This is a genomic window from Thalassobacillus devorans, from assembly GCF_900176565.1.
Lineage (GTDB): Bacteria > Bacillota > Bacilli > Bacillales > Halobacillaceae > Thalassobacillus > Thalassobacillus devorans_A.
On the sequence record NZ_FXEH01000005.1, the window covers coordinates 642131 to 667407 of the forward strand.

General features: G+C 42.5%; 16 protein-coding genes. 4 read left to right on the forward strand and 12 right to left on the reverse strand.

Annotated elements, in window-relative coordinates; genetic code table 11:
* Window positions 1-14: 14 nt before the first annotated feature.
* The 5 genes from B9Y67_RS07815 to B9Y67_RS07835 all read right to left on the reverse strand — a co-directional run bounded on the left by B9Y67_RS07815 (window position 15) and on the right by B9Y67_RS07835 (window position 5334).
* The gene (locus B9Y67_RS07815; protein WP_085506181.1) at window positions 15-1865 is read right to left on the reverse strand and encodes a polysaccharide biosynthesis protein; all 1851 of its coding nucleotides are present in this window, start codon (window positions 1863-1865) and stop codon (window positions 15-17) included.
* Between the two features lie 41 nt (window positions 1866-1906).
* Window positions 1907-2680 carry a tyrosine-protein phosphatase gene (locus B9Y67_RS07820; protein WP_085506182.1) on the reverse strand — a complete coding sequence of 258 codons (774 nt, stop codon included), beginning with the start codon at window positions 2678-2680 and terminating at the stop codon, window positions 1907-1909.
* 258 nt (window positions 2681-2938) lie between these two features.
* Window positions 2939-3745 carry a tyrosine-protein phosphatase gene (locus B9Y67_RS07825; protein ID WP_369668747.1) on the reverse strand — a complete coding sequence of 269 codons (807 nt, stop codon included), beginning with the start codon at window positions 3743-3745 and terminating at the stop codon, window positions 2939-2941.
* A gap of 145 nt (window positions 3746-3890) precedes the next feature.
* Window positions 3891-4586 (reverse strand): CpsD/CapB family tyrosine-protein kinase, encoded by a 696-nt coding sequence (locus B9Y67_RS07830; RefSeq protein WP_085506184.1) that lies wholly within the window; start codon window positions 4584-4586, stop codon window positions 3891-3893.
* Window positions 4558-5334 carry a YveK family protein gene (locus tag B9Y67_RS07835; RefSeq protein ID WP_085506185.1) on the reverse strand — a complete coding sequence of 259 codons (777 nt, stop codon included), beginning with the start codon at window positions 5332-5334 and terminating at the stop codon, window positions 4558-4560. Before B9Y67_RS07835 ends, B9Y67_RS07830 begins: the two co-directional genes overlap by 29 nt.
* A gap of 405 nt (window positions 5335-5739) precedes the next feature.
* Here B9Y67_RS07835 and B9Y67_RS07840 point away from each other — a divergent pair, with 405 nt between their 5' ends.
* Complete coding sequence (locus B9Y67_RS07840) at window positions 5740-7299, forward strand: phosphodiester glycosidase family protein (protein ID WP_085506186.1); 1560 nt, start codon at window positions 5740-5742, stop codon at window positions 7297-7299.
* A gap of 107 nt (window positions 7300-7406) precedes the next feature.
* Here B9Y67_RS07840 and B9Y67_RS07845 read toward each other — a convergent pair whose 3' ends face one another.
* Window positions 7407-8345: a M14 family metallopeptidase gene (locus tag B9Y67_RS07845; protein ID WP_176223937.1), complete on the reverse strand. Its 939-nt coding sequence runs from the start codon at window positions 8343-8345 to the stop codon at window positions 7407-7409.
* A gap of 450 nt (window positions 8346-8795) precedes the next feature.
* Between B9Y67_RS07845 and B9Y67_RS07850 the strand changes: the two genes are divergently transcribed.
* Window positions 8796-9824, forward strand: coding sequence for an LCP family glycopolymer transferase (locus B9Y67_RS07850; protein WP_254901745.1), 1029 nt, complete (start codon window positions 8796-8798; stop codon window positions 9822-9824).
* Between the two features lie 249 nt (window positions 9825-10073).
* A complete protein-coding gene (locus B9Y67_RS07855; protein ID WP_085506189.1) occupies window positions 10074-11138 on the forward strand; it encodes an LCP family protein in 1065 nt (354 codons plus the stop codon).
* A 46-nt stretch (window positions 11139-11184) separates the two neighbouring features.
* Here the strand turns inward: B9Y67_RS07855 and B9Y67_RS07860 are convergent, their stop codons facing one another.
* The 5 genes from B9Y67_RS07860 to B9Y67_RS07920 form a co-directional block, all read right to left on the reverse strand.
* Complete coding sequence (locus B9Y67_RS07860) at window positions 11185-12351, reverse strand: YheC/YheD family protein (RefSeq protein WP_254901746.1); 1167 nt, start codon at window positions 12349-12351, stop codon at window positions 11185-11187.
* A gap of 196 nt (window positions 12352-12547) precedes the next feature.
* Complete coding sequence (locus B9Y67_RS07865) at window positions 12548-13825, reverse strand: peptidoglycan-binding protein (RefSeq protein WP_085506191.1); 1278 nt, start codon at window positions 13823-13825, stop codon at window positions 12548-12550.
* Window positions 13826-14025: 200 nt separating this feature from the next.
* Window positions 14026-15303 carry a peptidoglycan-binding protein gene (locus tag B9Y67_RS07870; RefSeq protein WP_085506192.1) on the reverse strand — a complete coding sequence of 426 codons (1278 nt, stop codon included), beginning with the start codon at window positions 15301-15303 and terminating at the stop codon, window positions 14026-14028.
* Between the two features lie 179 nt (window positions 15304-15482).
* Window positions 15483-19697, reverse strand: coding sequence for a peptidoglycan-binding protein (locus B9Y67_RS20430; protein ID WP_139823753.1), 4215 nt, complete (start codon window positions 19695-19697; stop codon window positions 15483-15485).
* A gap of 175 nt (window positions 19698-19872) precedes the next feature.
* The gene (locus B9Y67_RS07920; RefSeq protein ID WP_085506193.1) at window positions 19873-22413 is read right to left on the reverse strand and encodes a peptidoglycan-binding protein; all 2541 of its coding nucleotides are present in this window, start codon (window positions 22411-22413) and stop codon (window positions 19873-19875) included.
* A gap of 243 nt (window positions 22414-22656) precedes the next feature.
* On the opposite strand from B9Y67_RS07920, the gene B9Y67_RS07925 reads away from it, so the two are divergent.
* Window positions 22657-23652 carry a YheC/YheD family protein gene (locus B9Y67_RS07925; protein ID WP_085506194.1) on the forward strand — a complete coding sequence of 332 codons (996 nt, stop codon included), beginning with the start codon at window positions 22657-22659 and terminating at the stop codon, window positions 23650-23652.
* Between the two features lie 46 nt (window positions 23653-23698).
* On the opposite strand, the gene B9Y67_RS07930 is transcribed toward B9Y67_RS07925, so the two are convergent.
* Window positions 23699-25258: a YheC/YheD family protein gene (locus tag B9Y67_RS07930; protein WP_085506195.1), complete on the reverse strand. Its 1560-nt coding sequence runs from the start codon at window positions 25256-25258 to the stop codon at window positions 23699-23701.
* Between the last annotated feature and the right edge of the window lie 19 nt (window positions 25259-25277).

Genomic DNA, 25277 nt, shown 5'->3' on the forward strand with positions numbered 1-25277 from the left:
CTCCTCACTCCCGCTTACTTTGCCGCTACATAACTCTCTACAGGCTTTTCATTCGCTAACGAAATAGCATAACTGCTCAGTTCTCCTTGACTCATAACATGCTGATTTCTTATAAGGTAATTCACTTTCTGTGCATCAAATTCAACCGAATTCCCAATGAAAATCTTAGGGAAGACCGGTTCTTTATGAACTTCTTTCTCATTCAATAACTCTTCATACATTTTTTCTCCTGGACGAATACCTGTATATTCAATCCCGATTTCATCGACCTCATATCCGGAAAGTGTAATCAGATTTTTGGCAAGATCAACAATCTTAACCGGTTCTCCCATATCAAGCACAAATATCTCTCCGCCACGAGCTAACGCTCCAGCCTGCAGCACAAGTCTGGATGCTTCCGGTATCGTCATAAAATAACGGGTCATATCCGGATGGGTAACCGTAATCGGACCACCAGAGGCAATCTGCTTTTTAAATAGCGGAATGACGCTACCACGGCTGCCAAGTACATTTCCAAACCGCACCGCAACAAAATTTGTTTTACTGGTTTGGGCTAACTGCTGAATCACCATTTCGGCAATTCGTTTTGTCGATCCCATTACATTTGTCGGGTTGACCGCCTTATCCGACGATACTAATACGAATGTTTTAACACCGGCCGTATCAGCCGCTTCGGCAACATTTTTCGTACCAACCACGTTATTCTTAACCGCTTCTTTCGGATTGGCTTCCATCAACGGTACGTGCTTATGGGCTGCCGCATGGTAGATATAAATAGGCTTATAATCGTTGACGACCTGGAACATCCGGTCGCGATCCTGTATATCGGCAATGACTGGAATCAGTTTGGTTTCAATATCAAGTTGCTTCAGTTCCATATGAATCGAATAAATACTGTTTTCGCCATGGCCTAACAGAATCAATTCTTCTGGACCGAACTTGACGAGCTGACGACAGATTTCCGAGCCGATCGACCCGCCTGCGCCGGTAACCAGCACCGTCTGTCCTTTGATTTCATTGGAGATAGACTCAATATCGAGTTCCACTGGCTCACGGCCAAGCAAATCTTCAATCGAAACATCACGGATTTGACTTACGGAAACATACCCAAGAGCGATGTCTTCAATCATGGGCAACGTTTGCACACTTGGCACGACTTGTTGCGCTTCCGTGATGACGTCTTTGACACGGTCCCGTTCGACCGATGGCATCGCAATGACAATATGGTTAGCGGCTTTCTTTTCCACTATTTGTGCTAAATCTTTCGTACTTCCCAATACCGGAATGCCGTTAATGGTAAGGTGGTGAAGGGTGAAATTATCGTCCACAAACCCGACAACATTAAAGTTGTGATCACCATTCCCTTTCATCTGGCGAGCCAGCATCTGTCCTGCAGATCCAGCACCGATGATCAATGTCCGCTTTTGATCTGTATTCGCTTGTGCCTGCTTAACTCGCTTGCGTCTTGGTGCCAGTGTAAGTCCATAGGTCGTGTAATAACGCCAGGCGAACCGGACACCACCAATTAAAATGATATGTAACATCCACGTGACGGTAAGCGCACGTTCATAGACATTACCATACATAACTTTCTGTTCGACTGCTGTTACGATAATCGAACCAGTTACGGCAATAAAGATACCAATTAATTCTTCTAAACTGGCATAGCGCCACACTTTTTTATACAAATCCAATATGTAAGAAAAAACATGATGTGTTAGTAATAGCGTAATCGATGCTACCAGCATCCTTGTATCAAATACCTGGACGTATGGGTTCAAGAAAAAGTGCGACATGAAGATCGAGAACGATACAATGACCGAATCAATCAATATCAACAATGCCAACCGTTTACTATACGTCAAACTCACTCACCCTTTCTGTCCTCGCGAAACTTCTTTTCTTATTATCCGAATATCCCGAATAGCTTTTTCTTCTTTTTGATCGGTTCTGGCGGATCTGCCGCCAGCATTTGCCCTTCTGCAACAAATTTCGCATTTTCCACAAAATAATAAACCATGGATGGTCCATAGTTTTCCTCGATTTCCTGATAGGCATGTTGGACACAAAACCCCCGGGTCGTGGTGTTATGTGCATCGGATGCAATCAGGTGCGTCAGGTTGGCTTCAATTATTTGCTGCGTAAATTTCTGTATGTTCTTTCCGAACCGTCCTGTCATACTTGCTGCTGTTATTTGCGTGTAGGCTCCGCTTTGGACGAACTGGTATAGGGAGTCCGGTTCCTGGATCAGTCGTGCATTCCGTTCAGGATGCACGATGATCGGTTTATAGCCTTTCACCTGCAAGTCGAAGAGCATCTGTTTTGTATAACGCGGTACTTGATCGGAAGGTAATTCTACGAATATATAATTGCTAGATTCATTGAGAGGCAGGATCGTTGCTTCTTCTACTCCTGATAGGAAGTCACCATGAATACGTGTTTCCTGGCCTGGAAAAATGGTTAGTGGGATGTGAGCTAGATTTAGTTCTTCGTTTAGATGCTGTACTGCTTTTAAAACCGTTTGTCGATCATTATCATATTTTCCATTTCGATGATGCGGGGTTGCGATGATGGTATCGATTCCTTCACTGACGGCTTGTCTCGCCATCGCCAGGCTGTCTTCGATTGTCTTCGCCCCATCATCCAATCCGGGGAGAATGTGGCAATGGATGTCAATCACGTTATGTATATCTCCCTTCTGAAAACGAATCCTATAAAAATATGTTTCTCTTATACATCTATTCCGTATTATAGCAACTCCTTCCAATAATTTGTAGGGTATTTTACAAGATTTTATAATTTCTTCATTAATTACCCCTATAAAACGCTTACACATGTCGAACTTTCGTTTTTTGTTCATAAAAATAGCTCGCCAGCCTTAAAGTAACTCCCTCGATGGCTAACGAGCTATTTTTATAGGTATAAAATTTTACATCTATTAGAACAAACCAAGAAACTTCTTTTGCTTGATGCGCTCCGGCGGTTCAGCCGCCAATACTTCTCCCTGTGTAACATAGTAGGCATTTTCCATGAAGTAATAATTGGATGACGACCCGTATTTCTTCCGGATCTCTTGATGCGCTTCTTTCATAAAGAAACTTCTTCCTGCTGTATTATGAGCATCGGAAGCAATCAAGTGTGCCTGGTTCGCCTGAATTAACTGATGCGTGAACTTCTGAATATTTTTTCCGAACTTTCCTGCTACACTTCCTGCTGTCACCTGTGTATAAGCGCCGCCCTTTACAAAGTGGTAGAGCAAGTCAGGGTCTTCGATTAATTTTTTGTTACGCTCCGGATGGACAATGATTGGCTTATAACCCGCCCGCTGAATATCAAATAACATCTGCTTTGTATATTGAGGGACTTGATCAGAAGGGAGTTCGACAAAGACATATGTACTGTCCACATTAAGCGGCAGTATTTCTTCTTGTTCCAGCCCGGTGATCATATCACCATTGATTCGAATTTCCTGACCAGGTAGGATAGTAACTTCTATTCCTGCCTGCTGCAGGGCTTCATTCAATTCTAAAACTTTATGAAGAATAGATAAACGCGGATTCTCATACTTACCATTCAAGTGATGGGGAGTCGCGATAATCGTATCAATCCCTTGATCCAAGGCTTCTTCCGCCATAATAATGCTGTCTTCCATTGTTTGTGCTCCGTCATCTACACCTGGGAGTATGTGGCAATGGATATCGATCATTTCTCTCACCTCACCTATCTTTCTCCTAATCTCGCTCACTTCAAACCTTCTTTTACAAAATTAGGCTTGATTTAATACAGTATAGCAGAATAGCAGTTTTTAGAAAGAGGTAAATATTGTCGTTACTTGTCTATTCAAAACGAAAGACCCCGCTCTTTCGGTTAAAAGAGCAGGGTCTTTCGTTTTATGAACCGTAATAATAATAATAGTTGGAATGCTTCGCTTCTACGTCATTTAAGACGGCGCCTAATAAGTTGGCGTCTACTTGTTTCAGCAAATCGACTGCCTTATTCCCAGCCTCAACTTCTGTTTGCTTACTCCGCGTGACCAATAGAACCCCGTCGCAGATACGCGATAGTATCTGACCATCTGTAACAGCTAAGACTGGGGGCGTATCGAATATGACCATGTCATAAAAGTTTTTCGCGGTAGCAAGGAATTTCTCCATCGCTTTAGATCCTAATAACTCGGACGGATTCGGTGGGATAGGACCAGAAGGGATGAGATGCAAATTATCCAGATCACTTTTCCGGACAACCTGCTCGATGCTTTGGTCTCCTATCAATACACTGCTTAGTCCAAGACTGTTATCTAAGCGGAACGTATAATGAAGGGTAGGTTTTCGCAAATCAGCATCAATCAGCAATACCTTTTTCTCCTGCTGGGCGAACGTGACAGCAAGGTTAGCAGTCGTCAATGACTTCCCTTCCGAGGGTCCAGCTGAAGTAACCATCATACTACTTAAATCTTTATCAACAGAAGCAAATTGCAAGTTTGTTCGGATCGTACGATATTGTTCAGAAATCGGAGAACGTGGATTCATCTTTGTAATTAATGTACGTGCTTTGTTGTTAGATAGATTCTTTTTGCTGCGACGCATAGTTGATTCGTCCTCCTTTCGCACGAAGCGAGGTAGCACCTGGACGCTCAGCAGCTCGCTTGATTTCTTCATCTCCGATGTGGGTGACGATACCCATTACTGGAATGCCCAGTTTTTCTTCCAAATCCTTCTCCGTTTTGATTGAGTTATCCATATACTCAAGCAGGAATGCGATACCTACACCTACCATCATTCCCAGCACTAGGGCAATTGCTATATTAAGCATTGGCTTTGGACTTACTTGAGTGGCTTCAGCATTCAATTCCGCTCCTGAAAGGACGTTTACGTTGTCTACATTCATCAGGCTTGGAATTTCATCCTGAAATACTTCAACAGTCGTGTTTGCCAGCATGGCGGCTCGTTCATAATTCTGATCGGTGACGGTTACGGTTACGACCTGTGAATTCTGTTCGCTGGAAACACTCAATTTATTTCTAAGTTCTCCTGCTGTCATGTTAAGGTTCATTTCTTCAATAACTTCATCGAGAATTCTCGGACTCTTAATTACAACATTATATGTATTTATAAGTTCGACATTGGTCCGGATATCATTAACACTGAACTCTTCGCTCCGCTGACTCTCATTCTGATTGACGATAAACTGCGAGGTTGCTTCATAAGTCGGTGTCAGGAAAAAGAAGCTTATAAGAGCAGCAAGTACAACTGCACCTGCTGTAGTAGCAGCAATAAGTAAAAAGCGCTTTTTCAGGACTTCAGCAATCTCTTTCAAGGAAATTGTTTCTTCCATCTAACGTGTCCCCCATCTTTCTTGGTGATTTTTTGAAAACAAACTAGCACTATTATATCACAGACTATCGACAAATTTTGTTATTTTTTTCAAAACTTCCAATCTAATTCCTATGACTTATTTGTAACTAGCTTGATTATGTTACTTTCCTTTATTGATATCGTCGGGTTTCTATTAATCTTAAACCCACATAACCAAAAAATAACTTTTAGGAAATATTACTCACCACACCCCAGGTCCTCCAATATCTGGAGGACCTGGGGTGTGGTTCTCTTCCTTAAGGCTTTTTGTCTGATTTTGTTGGTACATTCTTACCTATTTATGATTATCAATAGGAATCTGCTCTTTAGATATTTAACTAGTTAATGTAGTATTACCAACACTATAAAAAGGGAGCTGTGTAAAGTGAACAGAAAACGTTTGTCTTTGTTGATCCTCATCATAGGACTGGTTCTTATGATGATTGGCGGAGATTTCGCCGGGAACTCTACGTCAGCACAGTCATCACTAAACGGAAAGCTGAAGTTAGGTCATGCAGGTCTTGAAGAAACAAGAGAAACGGAAGAAATTGCTCCTGGAGTTACTTACACACATATTGAACGCGGGCATGAAGCAAAACAGGACGTATATACTGTCCATGTCGACCTTGTTGAAACCAGGAAAGAAAGCAAGAAACTTGTAAAACAGCTTAAAGCAGACGGTTATAAGCCTTATGTCACCCAAATCAAAGACCACAAATATAACGACATCGACGAAAACAAGATCGCATACCTCGTCCGGGTCGGAACGTTTGACGACGTTGATCCGGCACAGCAGTTAGAAGCAGAATTGGAGAACGACGGTTACACAAGTGCCAGCACCCTTTTTACTGCCTTTGACGGAACAAAGACAGACGGCCCATGGTCAGTGAATATCCTGGAAGTGGACCCGGAGGTCTTTGACGGTACCGTCACATCCACCCTCGCTCAAGATGAGGTGCAGGGAAAAGAGAAAGTAACCGAGATATCGGAACGAACAGATGCACTGGCAGCTATCAATGGCGGGTACTTTGTTGTCGGTTCCCGTGACGGGACACCGGGAGACCTGGCCGGCATTTCCGTGATCGATGGAGAGCTGGTCAGTGAGTCTGTCAGCGACCGCACCAGTCTGATTTTTTCGGAAACCGGGACAGATATCGCGGAAGTGGAAACGGAACTGATGGTTGAGTCTTCCGATGGAGCATCCATTCCCCTGGATGGCATCAATCGGAAACCTGGGTTGATCCGCAGCTGTGGCGGTACGGGTGGAGATGAACCGACAGAGGAACCGAGACACGATGTCACCTGCACCGATGACAGTGAGCTGATTTTATTCAAACCTATATTTGGTGAGAATACACCAGCTGGTGAAGGACTGGAAGTAGTTTTAGACCCGGATGGAGAGGTTTGGGAAGTCAGAAGCCAAGGCGGACACATCCCGGTAGATGGTGCCGTACTTGCCGCTACTGGCTCACACGCCGAGTGGCTTAGGGAACATGCACAGCCAGGAACCAAGCTGGATGTGAAAGAAAGTTTACTAGTAGATGAAGAAGCGTCAACGGATGATGCGATAAATAGTATTGTAAATGGCGGTCCACGCCTGATTGAAAATGGAGAATTGACGATACCTGCCGCTGATGAGGGCTTCTATTGGAGTACAGACTTCCTGTATAACTTTGCTATCAAGCGACACCCTCGGACGCTTGCCGGTATCAAGGAAAACGGCAACCTTTTGTTTGTTACTGTAGACGGTCGTGCTGACAATAGCATCGGCGTCAACTTCCTGGAAAGCGCCGAGCTGATGAAGAGCCTGGGAGCCGTTGAAGCCATGAATCTCGATGGCGGAGGATCGACTACCATGGCGATTGGTGATGAGCTTATCAACCAGCCTTCCGATGCTTCCGGAGAAAGACCAGTAGGAGACGCAATCGTCATACTGCCAGAATAAACTCGTTTTAGTTGCACCCCAGGTCCTCCAATTTCTGGATGACCTGGGGTATTTCCTGTTTCACCCCGGAGCCCTCCAAATTTTGGAGGGCTCCGGGGTGCATTGTTTTATCTGGCGTTTTCTGCCATTCGTAGTGGTACGATTTTGTTTTTGTTCCATATTTGTTCGAATGCGCTCGTTGGCAGGTGCCGCTCGCCTGGATAAGCACCGATTTCAATCGTCAGCCCGGTTCGCTTGAACTCATCGACGAACCAGTCGGTATAGCCACCACCTGATGGATTCGGCTCAGGGCTTACTGGCTTATATCCGGTTATTAAGCCGATATTTTCCACTACCTTTTTATCCCGGTCGTATTGATTTCCATCCTGATTGAAGTACCAATAGATGATTTGACCGGCGGAATGGTAAGCAATGGTTGACCGTGGTCCAGTTTCATAAGTGAAACTGGCAAGGTGCTGGGATTCAACGGCTTGCATCGGATAGTATCCTTTAAAATCCTTATAATAAGGTTTTCCGCTGCTATGTTTGATGTTCTCCCAGTCGGCCGGATACTGGCGGTTCAGGTCTTCCCCTTTGGCATTCGCTTTCCAGCGGGTAAAGTCAGAGCTTCCGTCATTCATAGCCCTTAGGTTATCATGCATAGAGGAAGGGAACGCTCCTAATCCCTGCTGCTGCAGTGTCACGCCGTCTGGATTGACCATCGGTACAAACCAGATTGCTACATCGTCAAGCAGTGGCCGCACCTGGAAACCATTAATCGTCGTGTTATTGGAATAAGCCTTCGCGTACTCCTCTACCATTTTCATATTCAATGTTGAGGTCAGCCATTCCCTGGCATGATGAGAACCGTTGACAAGGATATTCTTCTCCCCGCTTCCTATTTTAACCGCCCAAATTTCTCTCCCATATGGAGATGTACCGATTGATTGATACGTAATCGCCTCTGGATATCGATCTGCTAATGCCTTGATGTCCTTTGTCAGTACGTCATAGGAATACGCAGTGTCAGGATTAACCTGTGAAGCGGATGCCGTATCCTCTGTCAATCCTAGTCCTCCTGAAAAAACAATAAAAAACGAAAATAGACCAACTATCAAATTCTTGTAGAACAAACGATGATTCCTCCCTGTTTCAAGATTCGACACATTTCCCTGTTCGTTATCTATTAAACTATCGCAATATTAGAGCCATTTCATCACTATTACAAAATGTTACGAAAAATAAATAGAACGAGCCATTCCGCTCCTACCATTGAAATAGCCCGTTGTTACTTCAATCCATACATTTAATGGATGTAAGAGAAGGTCTTCTTATTTCAACAATTTATGATACACTTTCTTCTGTGTGTCGGCTTTTGTTCTTTTAGATGACTAGTCATAGGAAAAAAGGGGTAAGGATTATTAAGAAAGTATCAATTTTCTACAATACACCCCCCAGAGTCCATACTACGATTGTTCAGTCACTAAACCCATAAGCTTTTCATGAGGAGATTAATCATGCCTAAACCAAGACAAAAATCAAAAGGCTCCGTAAAGAAAATATTTTTAACAATCGGCATTGTACTGTTATTTCTTGCTGGGATCGGAGGTGGCTACGCTTTCTACCTCTATAAATCTACTTCCGATATGGTTAGCGGTTCTTTTGAGGAGACCGGAAGAGAAGAGGAAAAGTCTGATCTGCGGGATAAGCCGGTCGATCCGGTAGAGGATAACGTTTCCATTTTATTCATTGGGGTCGATGACAGTGAGCACCGCGACCAGGAAGATACCCGGTCGGATGCCCTCCTTCTCGCCACGTTTAATCAGGAACAGAACAATGTCAAGCTGCTGAGCATTCCAAGGGATTCGTATGTCTATGTTCCGGAAGTAGGTTACAACACGAAAATCAACCATGCCCATGCTTTCGGAGGAACACGGGCAGCTATGGAAACGGTAGAAGAGTTCTTACAGGTTCCCGTGGATTATTATGTACGAATGGACTTTAACGCATTTGTCGATGTTGTCGATGCTGTGGGCGGCATTTATTATGACGTACCTTATGAATTTAAGGAATCGAATTCAGACGATGAAAGAGACTCCATTCATCTGTATAAAGGCTACCAGCACCTGAATGGCGAAGAAGCACTTGCGCTTGCCAGGACACGGAAACATGATAGCGACGTAGCCCGCGGTAAACGTCAGCAGGAACTGTTGATGACGATCGCTAAGAAAGCGACATCTGCTGAATCGGTGTTAAAAATAGATGATGCCATTGGAGCAGTCGGCGATAATATGAGTACCAACCTTACCTTCCCGGAAATGAGAGGATTTCTTTCTTATGGGTTGGATCAAAACGTGGAAATGGAAACGATCAATTTGGATGGTTCAGGCGGGTATAGCCAAAGTGGTGCCTGGTATTATTATGTTCGAGACGAAAGCAGACAGGAAGTGGCAAGCACCTTGCGAAACCACTTGGAAATAGAGGATAGTGAGGAAGTAACCGACTATGCTTCTCAAAAAGAAACCCAGCAGTCAGCTTCTTATTAAACGTTCCGGCCTTAAAAACCGGAACTTTTTTTATGCCACAGGAAGTCTATTTTTCACATGCATGCATAGAAATATCATGGAATATTTTCTGAAGTTAGACTATGAATCTCACTCTCTAGTTTTTTACCACAATATGCCTGAATGTGATTTACTATTATGTCGAATCATAGTAGAATATGGAGTGATGTTTTATTGAATTTTTTTACCGGTATCATGTACACCGGATGATAGATAAAAAGGAGCAAATCTATGGCTAAAAAGACTGCTGCGCCTTCACGGACCATGCGCAGAAAGAAACGAAAACTCAGGAAGCGAGCGTTCTTCGTCCTCATTCCATTACTCGCATTTTTCGCTGTCGCTGGGTATGCGGGGTACTTGTACTTCAAAGCAGAAACGGTATTTTCCGATTCGTATGTAGAAGAAGAACGGGAGAAATCCCCATTGCGAGACGCAGAAGTCAATCCCAGTCTTGACAATGTATCGATCCTGATCATGGGTGTCGATTCAAATGATCACCGGGATAATGCAGGCAGTGCAAGAACAGATGCCTTGATGCTTGCCACTTTCAATAAAGATGAGAAAAGCGTCAACCTGCTAAGCATTCCACGTGACTCACTCGTCTACATTCCGAAAGTAGGTTACGAGGACAAAATCAACCATGCGCACGCCTATGGCGGACCAACTGCAACGATTGAAACAGTCGAGAATCTATTAGATATTCCAGTCGATTATTATATAAAAGTAAACTTCCATGCTTTCGTCGATGTCGTCGATGCCTTAAATGGTGTGACCGTGGATGTTCCTTACGAGTTCAAAGAATCCAATTCCATGGATAAACGGGATGCCATCCACTTATACGCCGGCACTCAGAAGGTCAACGGGGAAGAAGCACTTGCCCTCGCCCGGACAAGAAAGCTTGATAACGATATCGAACGAGGCAAGCGTCAGCAGGAAATTATGAGCGCTGTCATCAAAAAAGCTACTTCTGTTAATTCCCTGCTCAACTACGATGAGGTGTTGACTGCTGTCGGCGATAACATGACAACCAATATGACGTTCAGTGATATGAAAACATTCATCTCTTACGGTTCCAAAGGAACGAACCTGGATATCAACACCCATACACTTCAAGGGTACGATCATCAGCCAGGCAGCACCTATTATTGGGCGCTTGATCAGCAGGCACTAACAGAGACTCAATCCATGCTCCAGCAGCATCTGGAAATCAGCAATCCAGTAGTTGAGAGCAGTTCTTCCAGTGAATATGCCGAGCCAGCCCAAGAAGATACCACCATAGAATCAGAGAACTATTAAACCAAAAAAACAACCAGCCTGCGTTATTAGGCTGGTTGTTTTTTAGTTAATTTTTCTTTAATAACTTTCCAAGTATCCGCAGTGGAGCAGTTACTCGCCAGGACGTGCTTTGTTCCATAGTTCGCATCCTTTTTTCCAACTGTTCGTTTTTTTGTTTTAGCCTATCGATTTCTACATCTGAGTTAGCATGCTGCGTGTCAGGTCCTGAAATAACTTCGTTCAGTTCGTTATCTCGAATAAAAGTATAGTATTCTACATTCAGTAATGCAGAGTGAGCTACCAACGGTGTTGTATTAGGGGCCCCGTTGGATTCAAATAGATACAAGTCACCGCTTTTATCAATGGCAACATCAAAGCCAATTGACATCGTCGGGGTCTTTTTGAGCTGTTCAATTTTGTAAGGAAGGGTCTCCCCTAACTCAGTCAGGTTATCCTCGATCTCTTTCCATTTGTCGTCAAAATTAGCTTTCAGGAAAGGCTTCGTATCACTGATTCCGCCGCCTTGATTGACGTTGGACATAACCTTCTGGCCAATGCCGATCCTTATATATTTTTTTGCGACCTGCCATTTTCCATTACGATTTTTTTGGACATGGATTCTGCAGTCAAATGGATCACCAGCTTTGGACCGGGAGGTAATGTATTTTTGCAGGATATAATTTTTCCCTGAAATATTCGTTTGAAAATGCTTTTCCAGTTCGTCACGGGTCAGCCGCTGCTCTTCTTTTTGATAGCCAAGGAGATATTCATCCCCATTCTGCTTCAACTTATATATCCCTTTTCCCTGCTGGCCATAGACAGGCTTCATCACAATGGTGGAATATTTCTCTAAGAAAGCTTCGACATCCTCAAATGTCTTTGCTTTGGCTGTTGGGATAACTAAATGCGAAAATTCTCCGTCTTTAGCAAGCTCTCTTTGTAACTTTGCCTTATTTAGGGCGTTCTTTTTATCAAATGTAAGGCGGACATTCTTTCTTAAATACTCCATCAATTCTCTGGTTTCTTTCATAAAACAATAGGCAGAGATATCAATTAAAGCAGGGAGATCTTTTGTAACCTCCACCCATTTATTATTTATATACATCCTGCCCCTTACGGTATTATTCGCCATATCAATATCCTTCGGCCTCATATAAATAAGTTCAAAGCCGTAATAATGGCACATCACAGCCGTTATTTTGGCTATGAAGGGAGGGTTTTCTGCACGTCTCATATAACCAACTAACATAATTACTACCTCTTTTTCTGAATGTATTCTCGTGTATTGGCTTTATTATACCACCGGTTGGCAGCTTAATAACTTCTGTTAAGGAATTGTTCCATGATTTTAATATTCCATTCTATGTATTTTTAAAAGAACCCTGCCTATGGAGCGTTGTTCCTCGATAGTGCAGGGTTCTTCTTTTTAATTACCCACGGATATATTTTTCAGCCGGACGATCTTTGAATACCGGTATTTCTAAATATAACGTATAGGAATTCAGTGTCTGATATATTTCATACAGGACTTCTAGTTGATTGGTAAGCCAATTGATATCCTTTTTTGGTGTATCTGGATCTTGCTTGTGAAGGTTAGTCGGATCGAAATATATTTTATATAACGTATTATTAGAAGTGCCATACTCCTCCTGCAGGAGCTTCGCATCATTGATTATAACTGCTTCCAAATCGCTGTCCGGGGTGATATTGCAGTTTTTCACCACATGGGAAACAAGGAACACTTCATTGATATTCCACGCTTTTGCAATTTCAATAAATAGATGCCCTTTCCCTTCCAGCAACCCTTTTCCATCAAGTAGGTTATTCAGTTCAGAAACAGTTGTAACATTTGTACGGAATAAATCGATAAAAAGAAATTTCATCTTTTCATCATTTATAAAGTTATTCGGGTTAAGCATAATTGGATGATTATCCATACCCACTTCGCTAATCGACTGTTTCTTGAGTACTTCCTCAAAGGTGATGTCGTACCTGCTATAAGTTACTTTTTCTTTAATTCTTTGTGCATTATTTAACTTCTCCATTGTAATGTCATCAGCAATACCACTTACAGGCAGGCCATAATCCGCTTGGAATTTCTTTACCATTCGCTCTGTTTTTTTACCGAATTTAGGTGTTAATTGTATCCGTCCATAGCCTAGAGAATTCAACTTACTCTTCAATGTAATGACTTCCTGATGCTCTTCACCAGTCTGGTAAGGGCTTGAAAGAATATCATTCATTTTAGAGAAAGTCACAAAATCCAGAGATCCTGTTACTTTTAATTGGTAATGTTTTTGAAAATCCATTAAGCACCTTTTTAGTTGGGCTTTATTTCCAATCTCACCGAAGCCGAGTCTCTCCAATGTAGACTGGAATCTACGTATCCTTTTATATTTGCTGTCCGGACGGAAAGCTATCGCAAAAGCTTCTTTTATTTTTCTGTTTGTACGGTAATCAACCATCCCCGTAGCTGCTAACTCATGATCTTCTTGAAACTTCATGACTTGATCTTTAAAATACGCACCGAACTTAGTAGTAATCTTACTTTGACCATAGCCAAGCCAATTCAGTTTCATTTTGGCTTCTACCAGGTCTGTATGAACCATTCCTTCTTTAAGCAGGTAGGAAGATTCAGGCTCAATTGTGACTTCACCAGCTGTATATCTGACAGGATTTTCAAACAAATCCCTGCTTTCCATTGCCATGTTACACACCTCTTCCGCTCATTTTTCATCTATCCATATCATTCGACATTATTCGCTCTTTTACGTCGTTCAGTGTAAAAGGATTTGATAGATGAATCAATAGGATTAGGCTATTTACCATCACTTACATAGATAAGGAATACTCTCCCAATTAAAAAGGCCATCCAAACTACTGACTTGTAGTTCGGATGGCCTTTTAGTTATCCTCGTATATATTTTTTAACGGGACGATCCTTATAAACGGGGATTTCCAGGTACAAGGTATAAGAATCCAGTGCTTGATAAAGTTGATATAAATTTTCCATTTGCTTCGTTACCCATTCCACATCTCTATCGTTCTGGGCGTTTCCTTCCTGAATTTCCTCTGGGTTGCAATACATTTTATAGAGCGTATTTTGGTTGGAATCATAGTGGCTCTTTACCTTTCCCGCCCAATCCGAAAGATCATCGCCCTCCACTAAATACGCTTCAGCGTGAATAGGGTAAAGGGCATGAGTAAGAAGAAATAATTCATTGATATTCCATCGAACAGCTGCTTCCATGATCGCCTGCCCTTTTTCTTTCAAACGATCGTCCGATTCCAGCACCTTGTTAAGAGTTGAAATAGAACCTACAACATTGGCACGGAATAAGTCTACAAAATAAAACTTCTTCTTGTTGTCATTGATAAAGTTATTTGGATCCAGTCGGCTCATCACATCATCTTGCATTGTTTCCTGCTTCTGTTTTACCGCATCCTTTAAGGAAACGTCATAATTGCTATAAGTTACCCGCTCTTTCACCTGCTGTGCCATCTTCAATTTGCTTAAAGTGATTTCATCGGCAATTCCACTGACAGGCAGCCCATAATCCTGCTGAAATTTCTTCAGCTTCTTCTCCATGAGTGAACCGAACTTGCTGGTCACTTTCAACCGTCCATATCCTAAGGCATTCAACTTCTGCTTCAGCTTCATGATCTCCTCGCTTTTTTCTCCCAGTTGGTATGGGCTTAACAGCAGAGCCTTTATTTTGGAGAAGGTTTCAGGATTGATATTTCCTGTAGGTTCCAAGTGATAATAGTTTTGAAAATTTCTGATAGAAGACTCCATTCGTTGCTTATCGGGGGAAGATGTTTCCAGTGCTTCACCAAATCCCAATCTTTCCAGCGTACTGGCAAGCATTTGTAATCGACCTTCTTCGTTGTCCAGACTATCCAGTTGCAGCAGGACACTATCTATCTTTTCTTTCGTCTCTCCATCGATCTTCCCGGTTATCGGTAACTGGTAATCCGATTGGAACTTCATCACTTGCTCTTTGAAATAGGGGCCGAATTTCGGCGTGATTTTACTCTTGCCGTAACCGAGCCAATTCAATTTCAATTTGAATTCCTTGATGTCATCATGGTGCATGCCTTCGGTCAGCGTATGTAAAGCACCAGTCCTTAACTCATTATTTTCTCCAGTTTCCGAAAGCTCTTCTGTTAGTACATCCCTTGCCATTTTCCATTTCACATCCTCTGCTAGATTTGTCTACCCCATTAGTGAATTCCATTTCGAGTATAAAAGAACAATAGTTGGCATTCAATGCAACTTTTACCATTTAACAGTAATTAAGAAGATTGATAACTAGGAACCATGTAAAAAGTCCAGCCTCCCTCTAGAGAGACTGGACGTTTGTTTTACCTGTACTGTGAAATATTGAATTTAAATAATGGATCATCCAATAGCTCATACATATTCTTGATATTTGTCACCTGCTTAGTTGCCCAGGCAATATCAGTAGCATATTGAGGGTATCCTGGATTGACAGGATTCCAACGCATTTTGTAGAGCGTATTCTGGTTGTATCTGTTATGCACATATCGCTCACCGATGAATTTTGCACCGCCGATAATTGCCTCTTCAGGAGAGAACCAGCCTTCCTGATAAGCTTTGACTGCTCCTGCTCGGTGGGCATCTCCATCGATGGCACCGATACCGAACATGTTGAATACGGTTTGAATGTCCGTCAGGTTATCACGGTTGTTACTCGTGACCAATATCTCTTTTCCATTACTATCCTTCCCTACTTCTATACCGGTAGCGAGACTGGAAGTTCCATGTCCCGTTTCCAGCAAGGCGTGGGAAATCAGATAAATCTCATTGACACGGTGTTCTGCTGCTGCATCAATGAATGCCTGTGCTTTCCCTTCCAACACGCCTTTGCCATCCAGTACGTTATTTAACTCCTCCGCACCGACGTCAACGCTGGAAGAAAGCTCCAGGTGTTGGAAAATGTCATTGTTATCTGGATTCAAGTACTTTTCTACATCTTCCTCTGTCGGATTCCTCCATGTCTTATAACTGATTTCATACCAGTTTCCTTCCTGACCATAGATGGTCACCCGTGATCCGGATGAAAGCTGACCAAAGACATGATAACCTGTGCCAGCACCAGAGCGTACATTCACTTTTGCAGTAGTTTCACCGGTAATCACATCCGGATCTACCAGAGAGGAGTGCGCATATAATGTTTGATCATTATAAGTAAACTTATACCATGTGGTGCTGCCATCATAAAGTGCTCCCTCGACAGTGCCCTGGATATTGATTGCTGTTCCTCTTCGGAGTGTCGCATAGACATTATTACCAAACTCTGGAGCGGTCCGCACATTTACACTATCTCCTGAAATGGCACCGGATTGGGTGATATCCAAATAGCTTCCATGTACAAATGCAGGGTCATTGCGATATTTATCGGTCTGCTGCAATTGGCTCATTTGGATATCAAGTGCTTCATCCAAGGAATAATTAGACTCTGTATACTCGTATACCTCCCGGGAAGCAGCTGCTGCTTTCTCCAATTCAATCATCGTCTTCTCATCTGCGATGCCGCTGACAGGCAGGCCATAATCAGCCTGGAATGCTTTTAAGTGCTCTTCAGTTGTTTCGTCGAAAGCAGTATCGACTTCCTGCTGGCCGTAGCCTAACTTGTTTAGCGCATCTTTGATTTTCTTGACATCTTCATGGCTGTTCCCAACCTGAAGTGGAAGAGATAGAATTTCTTCTATCTTGTTCCATGTCGGTTCATCCGCAATTCCATGGGTATTCAAGCCATAGTAGGATTGAAAGTCTGTGACTTTCTGTTTCATATAAGAACCATATAACGTAGTCGTTTTAATGGTGCCGAAGCCTAGACGGTTGAGCTTTTCCTTCAGTTCAGGCGTGTCTTCGTGACGCTGTCCTTCCTGGAAAGGACTGGACAGCACTTCGTCCATTTTCGCCCACGTTGGTCCATCGACAATTCCATTCACTACCAATCCATAATACTGCTGAAATGTCTCTACTTGTTCTTTAGTATAAGATCCGAAGTAAGTAGTTACCGTAATGTTGCCGAATTCCAGCTCGTTAAGGTTTTTTTTCAGCTGAATCGTATCTTCATGGCTCTCTCCTTCCTGAAAAGGACTGGACAATACTTCATCCATTTTCGCCCACGTACGCTCATCAGCGATTCCAGTGGTTCTCAACCCGTAGTACGCCTGGAATTCTTCCACTTTCTGTTTAGTAAGAGAATCATAGAGATCGGACGCTGGGAGTTCACCGAAGCCCAAATGATTCAAGTTCTCATGAAGTTTAATCGTATCTTCGTGGCGTGCACCTTCCTGGAAAGGAGTTGAAGCCACTTCCTCGATCTTATTCAACGTTGCGACATCAGCCTTCCCGGTAGCCTCTAATCCATAGTATTCCTGGAACTGGCTCACCCGCTCGGCAGTAAAGCTTCCATAATAATCAGTAGTTCTAATTCCTCCAAAACCAGTGTTGTTCAGGAGTTTTTTCATTTCACTGATGTTCTCATGGGAACCGCCTTCCTGGAATGTCGCTGAGAACAATTCATCAAGCGTTGCTCTTGTTTTGTAATCAGCTATCCCGCTAACCGGTAACCCTTGATCTTCCTGGAAGTCTTCTACTTTCTTCCCTGTATAGGATCCGAAATAGTTTGTGACGGTAATATTGCCATAATTAAGCCAGTTTAACTTATGTTTGAATGGTATGATGGCGTCATCTTTTCCACCTGGCTGGAAAGGACTGGCTAAGATTTCGTCAATCTTATCAAATACAGCTTCATCTACAACTCCATCCACTTCTAACCCGTAGTAGTCCTGGAATTGTTTGACCTTCTTCTCGGTGTAATTCCCAAACAATTCAGTCACCGTAATTTGTCCGAATCCAATCCGGTTCAGATTACGCTTCAGCTCAATCATAGCCGGATGGCGATCTCCCTGCTGGAATCCTTCTGACATGATGCTGTTAAGCTTCGCAAGCGTCACCTCGTCGATCATTCCATTGACAGCTAAATCATGATTCTCCTGGAACTTTCTGACTTGCTTCGCTGTATAAGCACCATACAAGGTAGTTACCGTAATAGGGCCATAGCCTAAGCGGTTCATATCCTGTTTCAAATCGATCATATCTTCATGGTGGTTGCCTTCCTGATAAGGTGTGGCAAGAACTTCGTCGATCTTAGCCCAAGTGACTTCATCTCCAATACCAGTGTCTCTTAAATCATAATACTCCTGGAACTGCTTCAGCTTTTTCTCTGTATAGGAACCAAATAATCTGGTCACCGTAATGTCCCCGAACCCTAATCGATTCAGGTCACGTTTCAAGGCAACCGTATCATCATGGCGTTCCCCTTTCTGGAAAGGGCTGTTGTAGATCTCATCCAGTTTATTAAGAGTCGTCACGTTGGCTTTACCTGTTGTATTAAGATTATAATATTCCTGAAATTGTGAGACCCGTTTAGCTGTGAAGCTGCCATAATAATCAGAGACGATGATACCCCCGAAACCGATATGGTTCAGTTTTTCCTTCATCTCAGAAATAGTGCTATGCTTGTGACCCTGCTCGTATCCGACTTCGTAAATCTGTTTGATTCTTGTTCTCGTCAGATCATCCGCGATACCATTCGGCTCCATTCCGTAAAAATCCTGGAACTGCTTCACTCGTTTTTCTGTAAAGCCGCCATAATAATCACTGACAATGATGCCGCCGAAGCCTATGGCATTCAGCCTTTCTTTCATCGTACCGGTCTCCGCATGTCTTTCACCAACCTGGAAAGGGCTGTTATAGACTTCATCCAGCTTATCCAGGGTTATCTGATCTGCTACACCTGTAACCGGAAGTCCGTAGTTCGCCTGGAAATCTTCGACACGCTTAGCCGTGTAAGAACCATAGTAGTTCGTCACGCGGATTCCGCTAAAACCAATTGCGTTAAGCTTTTCCTTCATTTCAGCAATGTCTTCATGTCTGTCGCCTTCCTGGAAAGAGTTACTGCTTTGGACAGAAAAAGAACTGATTCCCATTTCTTCCGAAGCCTCTTCTTCCTCTGCTTCTGTCTCGGAATTTTCCTGTTGTTCTTCTTCAGCATCCTGATCGGTTTCCTCTTCTAGATCAGTCTCAGTGTCCTCAGAAGAGTCTTTAGCTTCATTTTCGTCTGTGGATTCATCAGTTTCAGAATCAGGCGCCGATGTTTCCTCTTCCTTGGCGTCTGCTTCATCTTCGGTAGTTTCTGTATCTGTTTCTTTTGTAGCTGCGTCATCTGTTGCTTCTTCGTCTTCTTCACTAGTCTTCTCTGAAGTTGCGTCATCTTCTGCTAGATTTGTTTCCTCTTCTGTACCTTCTGTCTCTCCTTCAGTATCTTCTGTTGAATCCTCACCTTCTTCCGCATTCTCAGCATCTGAATCCTGCTCTTGATCAATAGATTCTGTTTCATATGTATCCTGATTGTTTACATCTTCCTCTGATTCTTTTTGATCATTCGCTGGATTTGTTGCTGCCTCTGCTGTGTGTTGACTAAAGTTGATAACAGAAAATAGTAGGGCGATTGATAGAATGATAGAATTTCTCAGTATCACTTTAGTTTCACCTCCCTGCAATAATTTACATACTAGTCCATTATTAGCCAAAATACCCAAATTTTCAACATGATTTTAGTAGGATGCAAAGATTATGTTGATAACAAGGTTTATTTGTCGAATAAAAAAAGAGACGGGACTTTTGGCCCTCGTCTCTTCATGGTAGATTCGCTGGTTATTTTCTTCCAATTCCAAAAGATTCAGCAATCGCTTTCGCCGTGATCTCTCCTAAATAGGTACGGTAACTGGAGTCCCTCAACATCTCGTTCTCCCTCAAATTATCAATGAACATATATTCTAATAGTATTGAAGGCATATCGGTGTTTCTCAACACATTGTAGTCTGCCTGTTTCATGCCTCGGTCTCCTACATCGATTCGGTCAATCAAGTAGCTGTGGATGTCCTCTTGGCGTTTCTCTGTTTCTTTCGATACGTTTCCATCATGGATATACGTTTCGAACCCACTTCCTTTACCAAGCCATGCGTTCGTATGATAACTGACGAAATAATCAGCCCCCCAGTTATTGGCCATTTCCGAACGCTCTTCCAGTGGGATGAATGTGTCATCTTCCCGGGAGAACTTGATATTAAAACCTTTGTAGCTTCTGTTTAAGGTATTTGCTGTACGTAAAGCGATATCGAGTACCACATCTTTTTCATTCAACCCGTATCCTTGACCGCCTGGATCATGATCGCCATGACCAGGATCAAGGAAGATCTTGACCACTTTGCTCGCGATTGTTTCCCGTGTGAGGGGGTCTACAATACCGCTTACAGGCAGGTTATAATCACGTTGGAACTCTTTGACACGCTTTTCGGTAAAGGAACCAAAATAATCCGTGACAGTTATCCCGCCATAGCCAAGTGCATTCAGGTTCTCCTTAACTTCACTCAAGGAACTGTGTCGTTTTCCGACTTGCAATGGACTATGATAAAGCTCATCCATTTTTGCCTGCGTATATTCTTCGATGATGCCATTAACCTTCAGGTCGTAAAATTCCTGGAATTCCTTGACACGTTTTTCGGTAAATGAACCAAAGTAGTCGGTCACAGTAATGCCACTGAACCCAAGTTTATTCAACTTTTCCTTTAACCCGCTTAAGTCTTCGTGCCGCTTTCCTTGCTGAAAAGGAGAATGATACACTTCATCAAGCTTATCGAGTGTTATTTGATTCGCTTCTCCTGTTTCAGGAAGTCCGTAATAACTCTGGAACTGACCGACACGCTTTGCTGTAAACGCCCCATAATAATCGGTTACAGTAATGCCGGCGAAACCGATGGCATTCAATTTTTCTTTCATGTCACTGATTCTGCTGTCTCTGTCCCCTTGCTGGAAGCTGGTTTCAGCAAGCAGTTCATCCAGCTTCGCTTGCGTGACATTATCAATAATTCCATTGTCTATCAAACCTAAGGTACGCTGCAATTCTTTCACACGTTTTTCGGTGAATTCCCCAAAATAATCTGTAACACGAATTCCGCCAAAGCCTGCTTCATTCAGCTTTTCCTTCCATTCACTGGTTTCGTTATGTCTTTCCCCCAGCTGGAATGGACTGTTATAAACGGCATCAATCTGTTCTAACGTCTCTGCATCCGCATCGCCGCTCACATTCAGCCCATAGTAATCTTGGAATTGTGTCACCTTTTTAGTCGTATAGCTGCCGTATAATTCTGTCACAAGGATCTTGCCGAAGCCAATGCTATTCAACTTCCGCTTCATATCCTTGATCGCTTCGTCTCTGTCGCCTTCCTGGAACTCTGACGGTTCGTCTGCCTGCAGTTTAGTTTGCTGGTTGGCAAGTTGCTGTAATCTTTCTCGTGTTAATGCATCCGCTATCCCATTCGTCTTCATATTGAGATGGCTCTGCAACTCTTTGACACGTTTTTCCGTAAACGAACCAAAATAATCGGTGACCGTTATACCACTGAACTGCGTTTGATTGAGCTGTTCTTTCAGGTCGATGACACGGTCATTTTTTTCGCCGGACTGGAAGGGACTGTTGTAAACTTCGTCCAGTTTTTTCAGCGTGGCATCATCGGCTATACCGTTTACAGGCAATGCGTAATTTTGCTGAAATTGTTCGATACGTTGTTCCGTGAAGGCACCGAACAATTCCGTTTCCCTAATACCCCCAAAACCGATGTTGTTCAGTTTTTCTTTCATGTCCACGATAGCTGGATGCCTATCGCCAAGCTGATAGTGCTGGTTACTCTGGACAGAAAATGCCGTTGCTTCATCATCGGTATTTTCCGGCTCAGCTTTTTCCTCTTCCTTTACCTCTTCATCCTGGGCAGTGTTCTTGTCTACCTCTGGATTTTCCTTTTCTTCTTTTTCATCCGAGGCTTGCTCAGAAACATCATCTTGTTCATATGTAGCTTGATCTTCTGTTTCATCTGCGGCGTTTTGCTCTTCTATGGTATTTTCTTCAGTTGTATCGTCATTGTCATCCTTAGACGTCTGCTTTTCTTCACTAACATCATTAGATGAGGTTTCTGAATCATCGCTGTCAGCTTCTTCTTCAACCATTATTTCTTCTGTATCTGTTTCTTCTCCTTCTTCATCAGCTTCCATCTCGCTATCTTTTGCCTGCTCGTCTTCCACTGTCTCTGTATTTGCTTCTTCTGCTTTCTCCTCGCTTGAAGCAAGTATAACTTGTGGACTAAAGTGGAAAATTAAGCATAATGCCGAGATCATGGTCATCACTCTAATTAATTTCACTTTAGTTTCACCTCCTTTATTCAATTGTTAAATATATCGGTATTTTCCAATATTTGTACATAAGACTAAAGTATTGTTTTAACTATTTTCTAGTGAATATGTATTATAAATCACCTTTTGAGGGTATAAATAATTACTTCATCCCTTAATAGTTATAAAATTCTACGCTTCTACTACCCAGAAAATAAATCGTGATAGCGAAGGTTACTAATACACGAAAAAAATATAAAAGGAGATACACCAATGCAGATTTGTTATATGCGTATTTTCAAGAAACCTCCAAAATTTGCAAGGCTATTATCAAAAACAAGTAAGTATTACAATATAGAAATCGTTTATGCTCACCCTGAAGATGTAAATATTGAACAGGAAGTCATTCACGGCCAAGTATTGGTCGATAATGAATGGGTTGAGAAAGATGTCCCCATTCCACCCTATATTGATTTGAATACGTATTGTTACCGCTACAAAGAGGAAATGAAATTTTTGAAAGAGAGAAGTCATTTGTCTACCAATGGCATGTATGGTGGAAAAGAAAAAGTATATCGCCTGTTAGAAGAAGATGGAGAATTCGCCGACTTGCTTATACCCTCACGGCGTGCAGGGAGTTTTGAGGAGTTTGCCCCTTTCATTCATGAACACCAATCCATCATCCTAAAGCCTAGAAATGGCCATAAGGGTCAAGGTATTTATTTAATAGAGAAAGTCGGCCAGGACTACATCTGGTATCACGGCAATGAAGAAAAAACAATGTCTGTGGGTGAATTAAAGACATTTATAGAGGAAATGGATGATAAATATCTATGGCAAAAATATGTAAAGTCTACCACCCCTAAAGGGGAACCTTTCGATACCAGATTACGCTTAGAGAAAAACGGCAAGGGTAATTGGGAAGTCACGACCTACCTGGTCCGGATAGGTGCTCATCAAAAAGTTGTCGCCAATGTCGCCCAGGGGGGCTGCGTCAGTAAGCTGCAGCCTTACCTGAAAGCAAACTTTGATAACTGGGAAGAAGTAAGTGAGAAAATTAAAACCATAGGAAAGAAACTCCCTTATAAAATCGAAGAGTTGTCTAATAAAAGAAATATTGCGATGGGGATTGATTTAGGCATCGAACAATCAGGTGAAGTCTATTTATTTGAAATCAACTCATCTCCCGGAACCGAATTCGGAGAAAGCGAACTCGCAAACATCAAGCCCGATTATTACAACTATATATTGAAACAACTTCAAAAATAAGAAAAAGGCAGGTTAACATTAGTTGTTAACCTGCCTTACGTTTGAATTACTTTTTAATTCCTTTTCTGATTGCACGCAATGGTTTTGTTACTTTCCAGGAAAAGCTGTTTTCTAAATACTCGTTGGCATTTTCATATTTTTCCTTCTCTTTCTTAAGCTTGTCCACTTGAGACTTCAGTTTCTTCACGTCACTACGTAATGACTCGTTTTTTGATTCCAGGTTTCTGATAGTGGATGCGACTTCTCTTTTTTTCAGGTTCCCTTTCAGGACCTTTGTTTCTAACACATGCTTGTAGTATCCAGCTCGTAAATAGGCGGACTCTGCTTTTAGTTTTCTTGCAGCTGGTGCTGAGTTTGCTTCAAACAAGTAAAGGTCACCTTTTTTATCAATCCCTACGTCGAAACCCAGGGTCAACAGCTCCTGCTGACGGATTTCTTCTAACTTATAAGGAAGCGTCATGGCCAGCTCAGTCAACTTGGCATCAATTTCTTCCCATTGATCAGGGAAGTTAGCCTTTAGGAAAGGAACAGGGTCTGCTACTCCCCCTCCCTGTCTTACATTTGATATGACTTTCTGAGCAATGCCGATTCTTATATAATTACGGGCAATTTCCCATTTTCCTTCCCCGTTTTTTTCCACATGTACACGACAATCAAATGGGTCACCCTGTAATGTACGGGAAGAGATATATTTTTGAACGACATATCCTTTACCTTTGATTGATTCCTCGTAAAACCGCTCAAAATTCGATTCAGACAAGACTTCTTCTTCCGTATTATGGCCTATATGGTACTTATCGCCATCCTTACGCAGGAAATAAATCCCCTCTCCGCCTCTGCCATATTCCGGCTTCATTACGATGGAGGAATGTTCTTTGATAATATCTTTCAATTCGCTCATATCTTGTGGCATATAAGTAGGGATCGGCAAGTGGCTGAAGTTAGGATCGTCCTTCAATGCACTCTCCAGCTTCGCTTTCGACACACGATTCAGACCATTATCCGATAAGATGCTGCGATCACGCAGGTAGCTTGTCACCTCTTCAAATTTAAACACAAACGGAGAAATATCAATAAAAGGAGGGATGTCTGTATTGACTCGTACCCACTCGCCATCCACAAGTTTCTTCCCTTTGATTATGTTCTTTTCCATATCAACATCTCTTGGACGGAAGTAAATCACTTCCATTCCATAATGGTCACAGACCATAGCAACCATTTTTGCAATGAAAGGGGGCTGAATAAAGTTTCTTAAAAAGCCGACCTGAATATTGCTGTCAGTATTATCAGCAACGGGACCTTTCTTTTGGCTTTGTTGCGATTTAGCCGTCTTTTTTATGATGAAGCCTTCCTTCACTGATTTCGGATAGGCTTCCTCTTTGATCCCTTCAACCTCCGCTTTCGATGGGCCTTCGTTTAATCGGTTTTTGAATTCTTCCAGATCTTTGTCTGTGCCAGCTGCTATCACTAGCACTCTGCCACTCTTTAAATTTTTTACATAGCCGTCGATATCAAGGTTCAACGCTTGCTCTTTCACCCATTTACGGTAACCGACCTTTTGTACCTTTCCACTAACATAAAATTTTTTCGCCCTTTTTTCACTCATGGCTCAGTTGCCACCTCGA

Coding starts and splice junctions, on each gene's coding strand:
- B9Y67_RS07870 (WP_085506192.1), bottom strand. CDS start 15,303: ATGGCAAGGGATGTACTAACAGAAGAGCTTTCGGAAACTGGAGAAAAT.
- B9Y67_RS07850 (WP_254901745.1), top strand. CDS start 8,796: ATGCCTAAACCAAGACAAAAATCAAAAGGCTCCGTAAAGAAAATATTT.
- B9Y67_RS07930 (WP_085506195.1), bottom strand. CDS start 25,258: ATGAGTGAAAAAAGGGCGAAAAAATTTTATGTTAGTGGAAAGGTACAA.
- B9Y67_RS07830 (WP_085506184.1), bottom strand. CDS start 4,586: ATGCGTCGCAGCAAAAAGAATCTATCTAACAACAAAGCACGTACATTA.
- B9Y67_RS07925 (WP_085506194.1), top strand. CDS start 22,657: ATGCAGATTTGTTATATGCGTATTTTCAAGAAACCTCCAAAATTTGCA.
- B9Y67_RS07855 (WP_085506189.1), top strand. CDS start 10,074: ATGGCTAAAAAGACTGCTGCGCCTTCACGGACCATGCGCAGAAAGAAA.
- B9Y67_RS07860 (WP_254901746.1), bottom strand. CDS start 12,351: ATGAGACGTGCAGAAAACCCTCCCTTCATAGCCAAAATAACGGCTGTG.
- B9Y67_RS07865 (WP_085506191.1), bottom strand. CDS start 13,825: ATGGCAATGGAAAGCAGGGATTTGTTTGAAAATCCTGTCAGATATACA.
- B9Y67_RS07835 (WP_085506185.1), bottom strand. CDS start 5,334: ATGGAAGAAACAATTTCCTTGAAAGAGATTGCTGAAGTCCTGAAAAAG.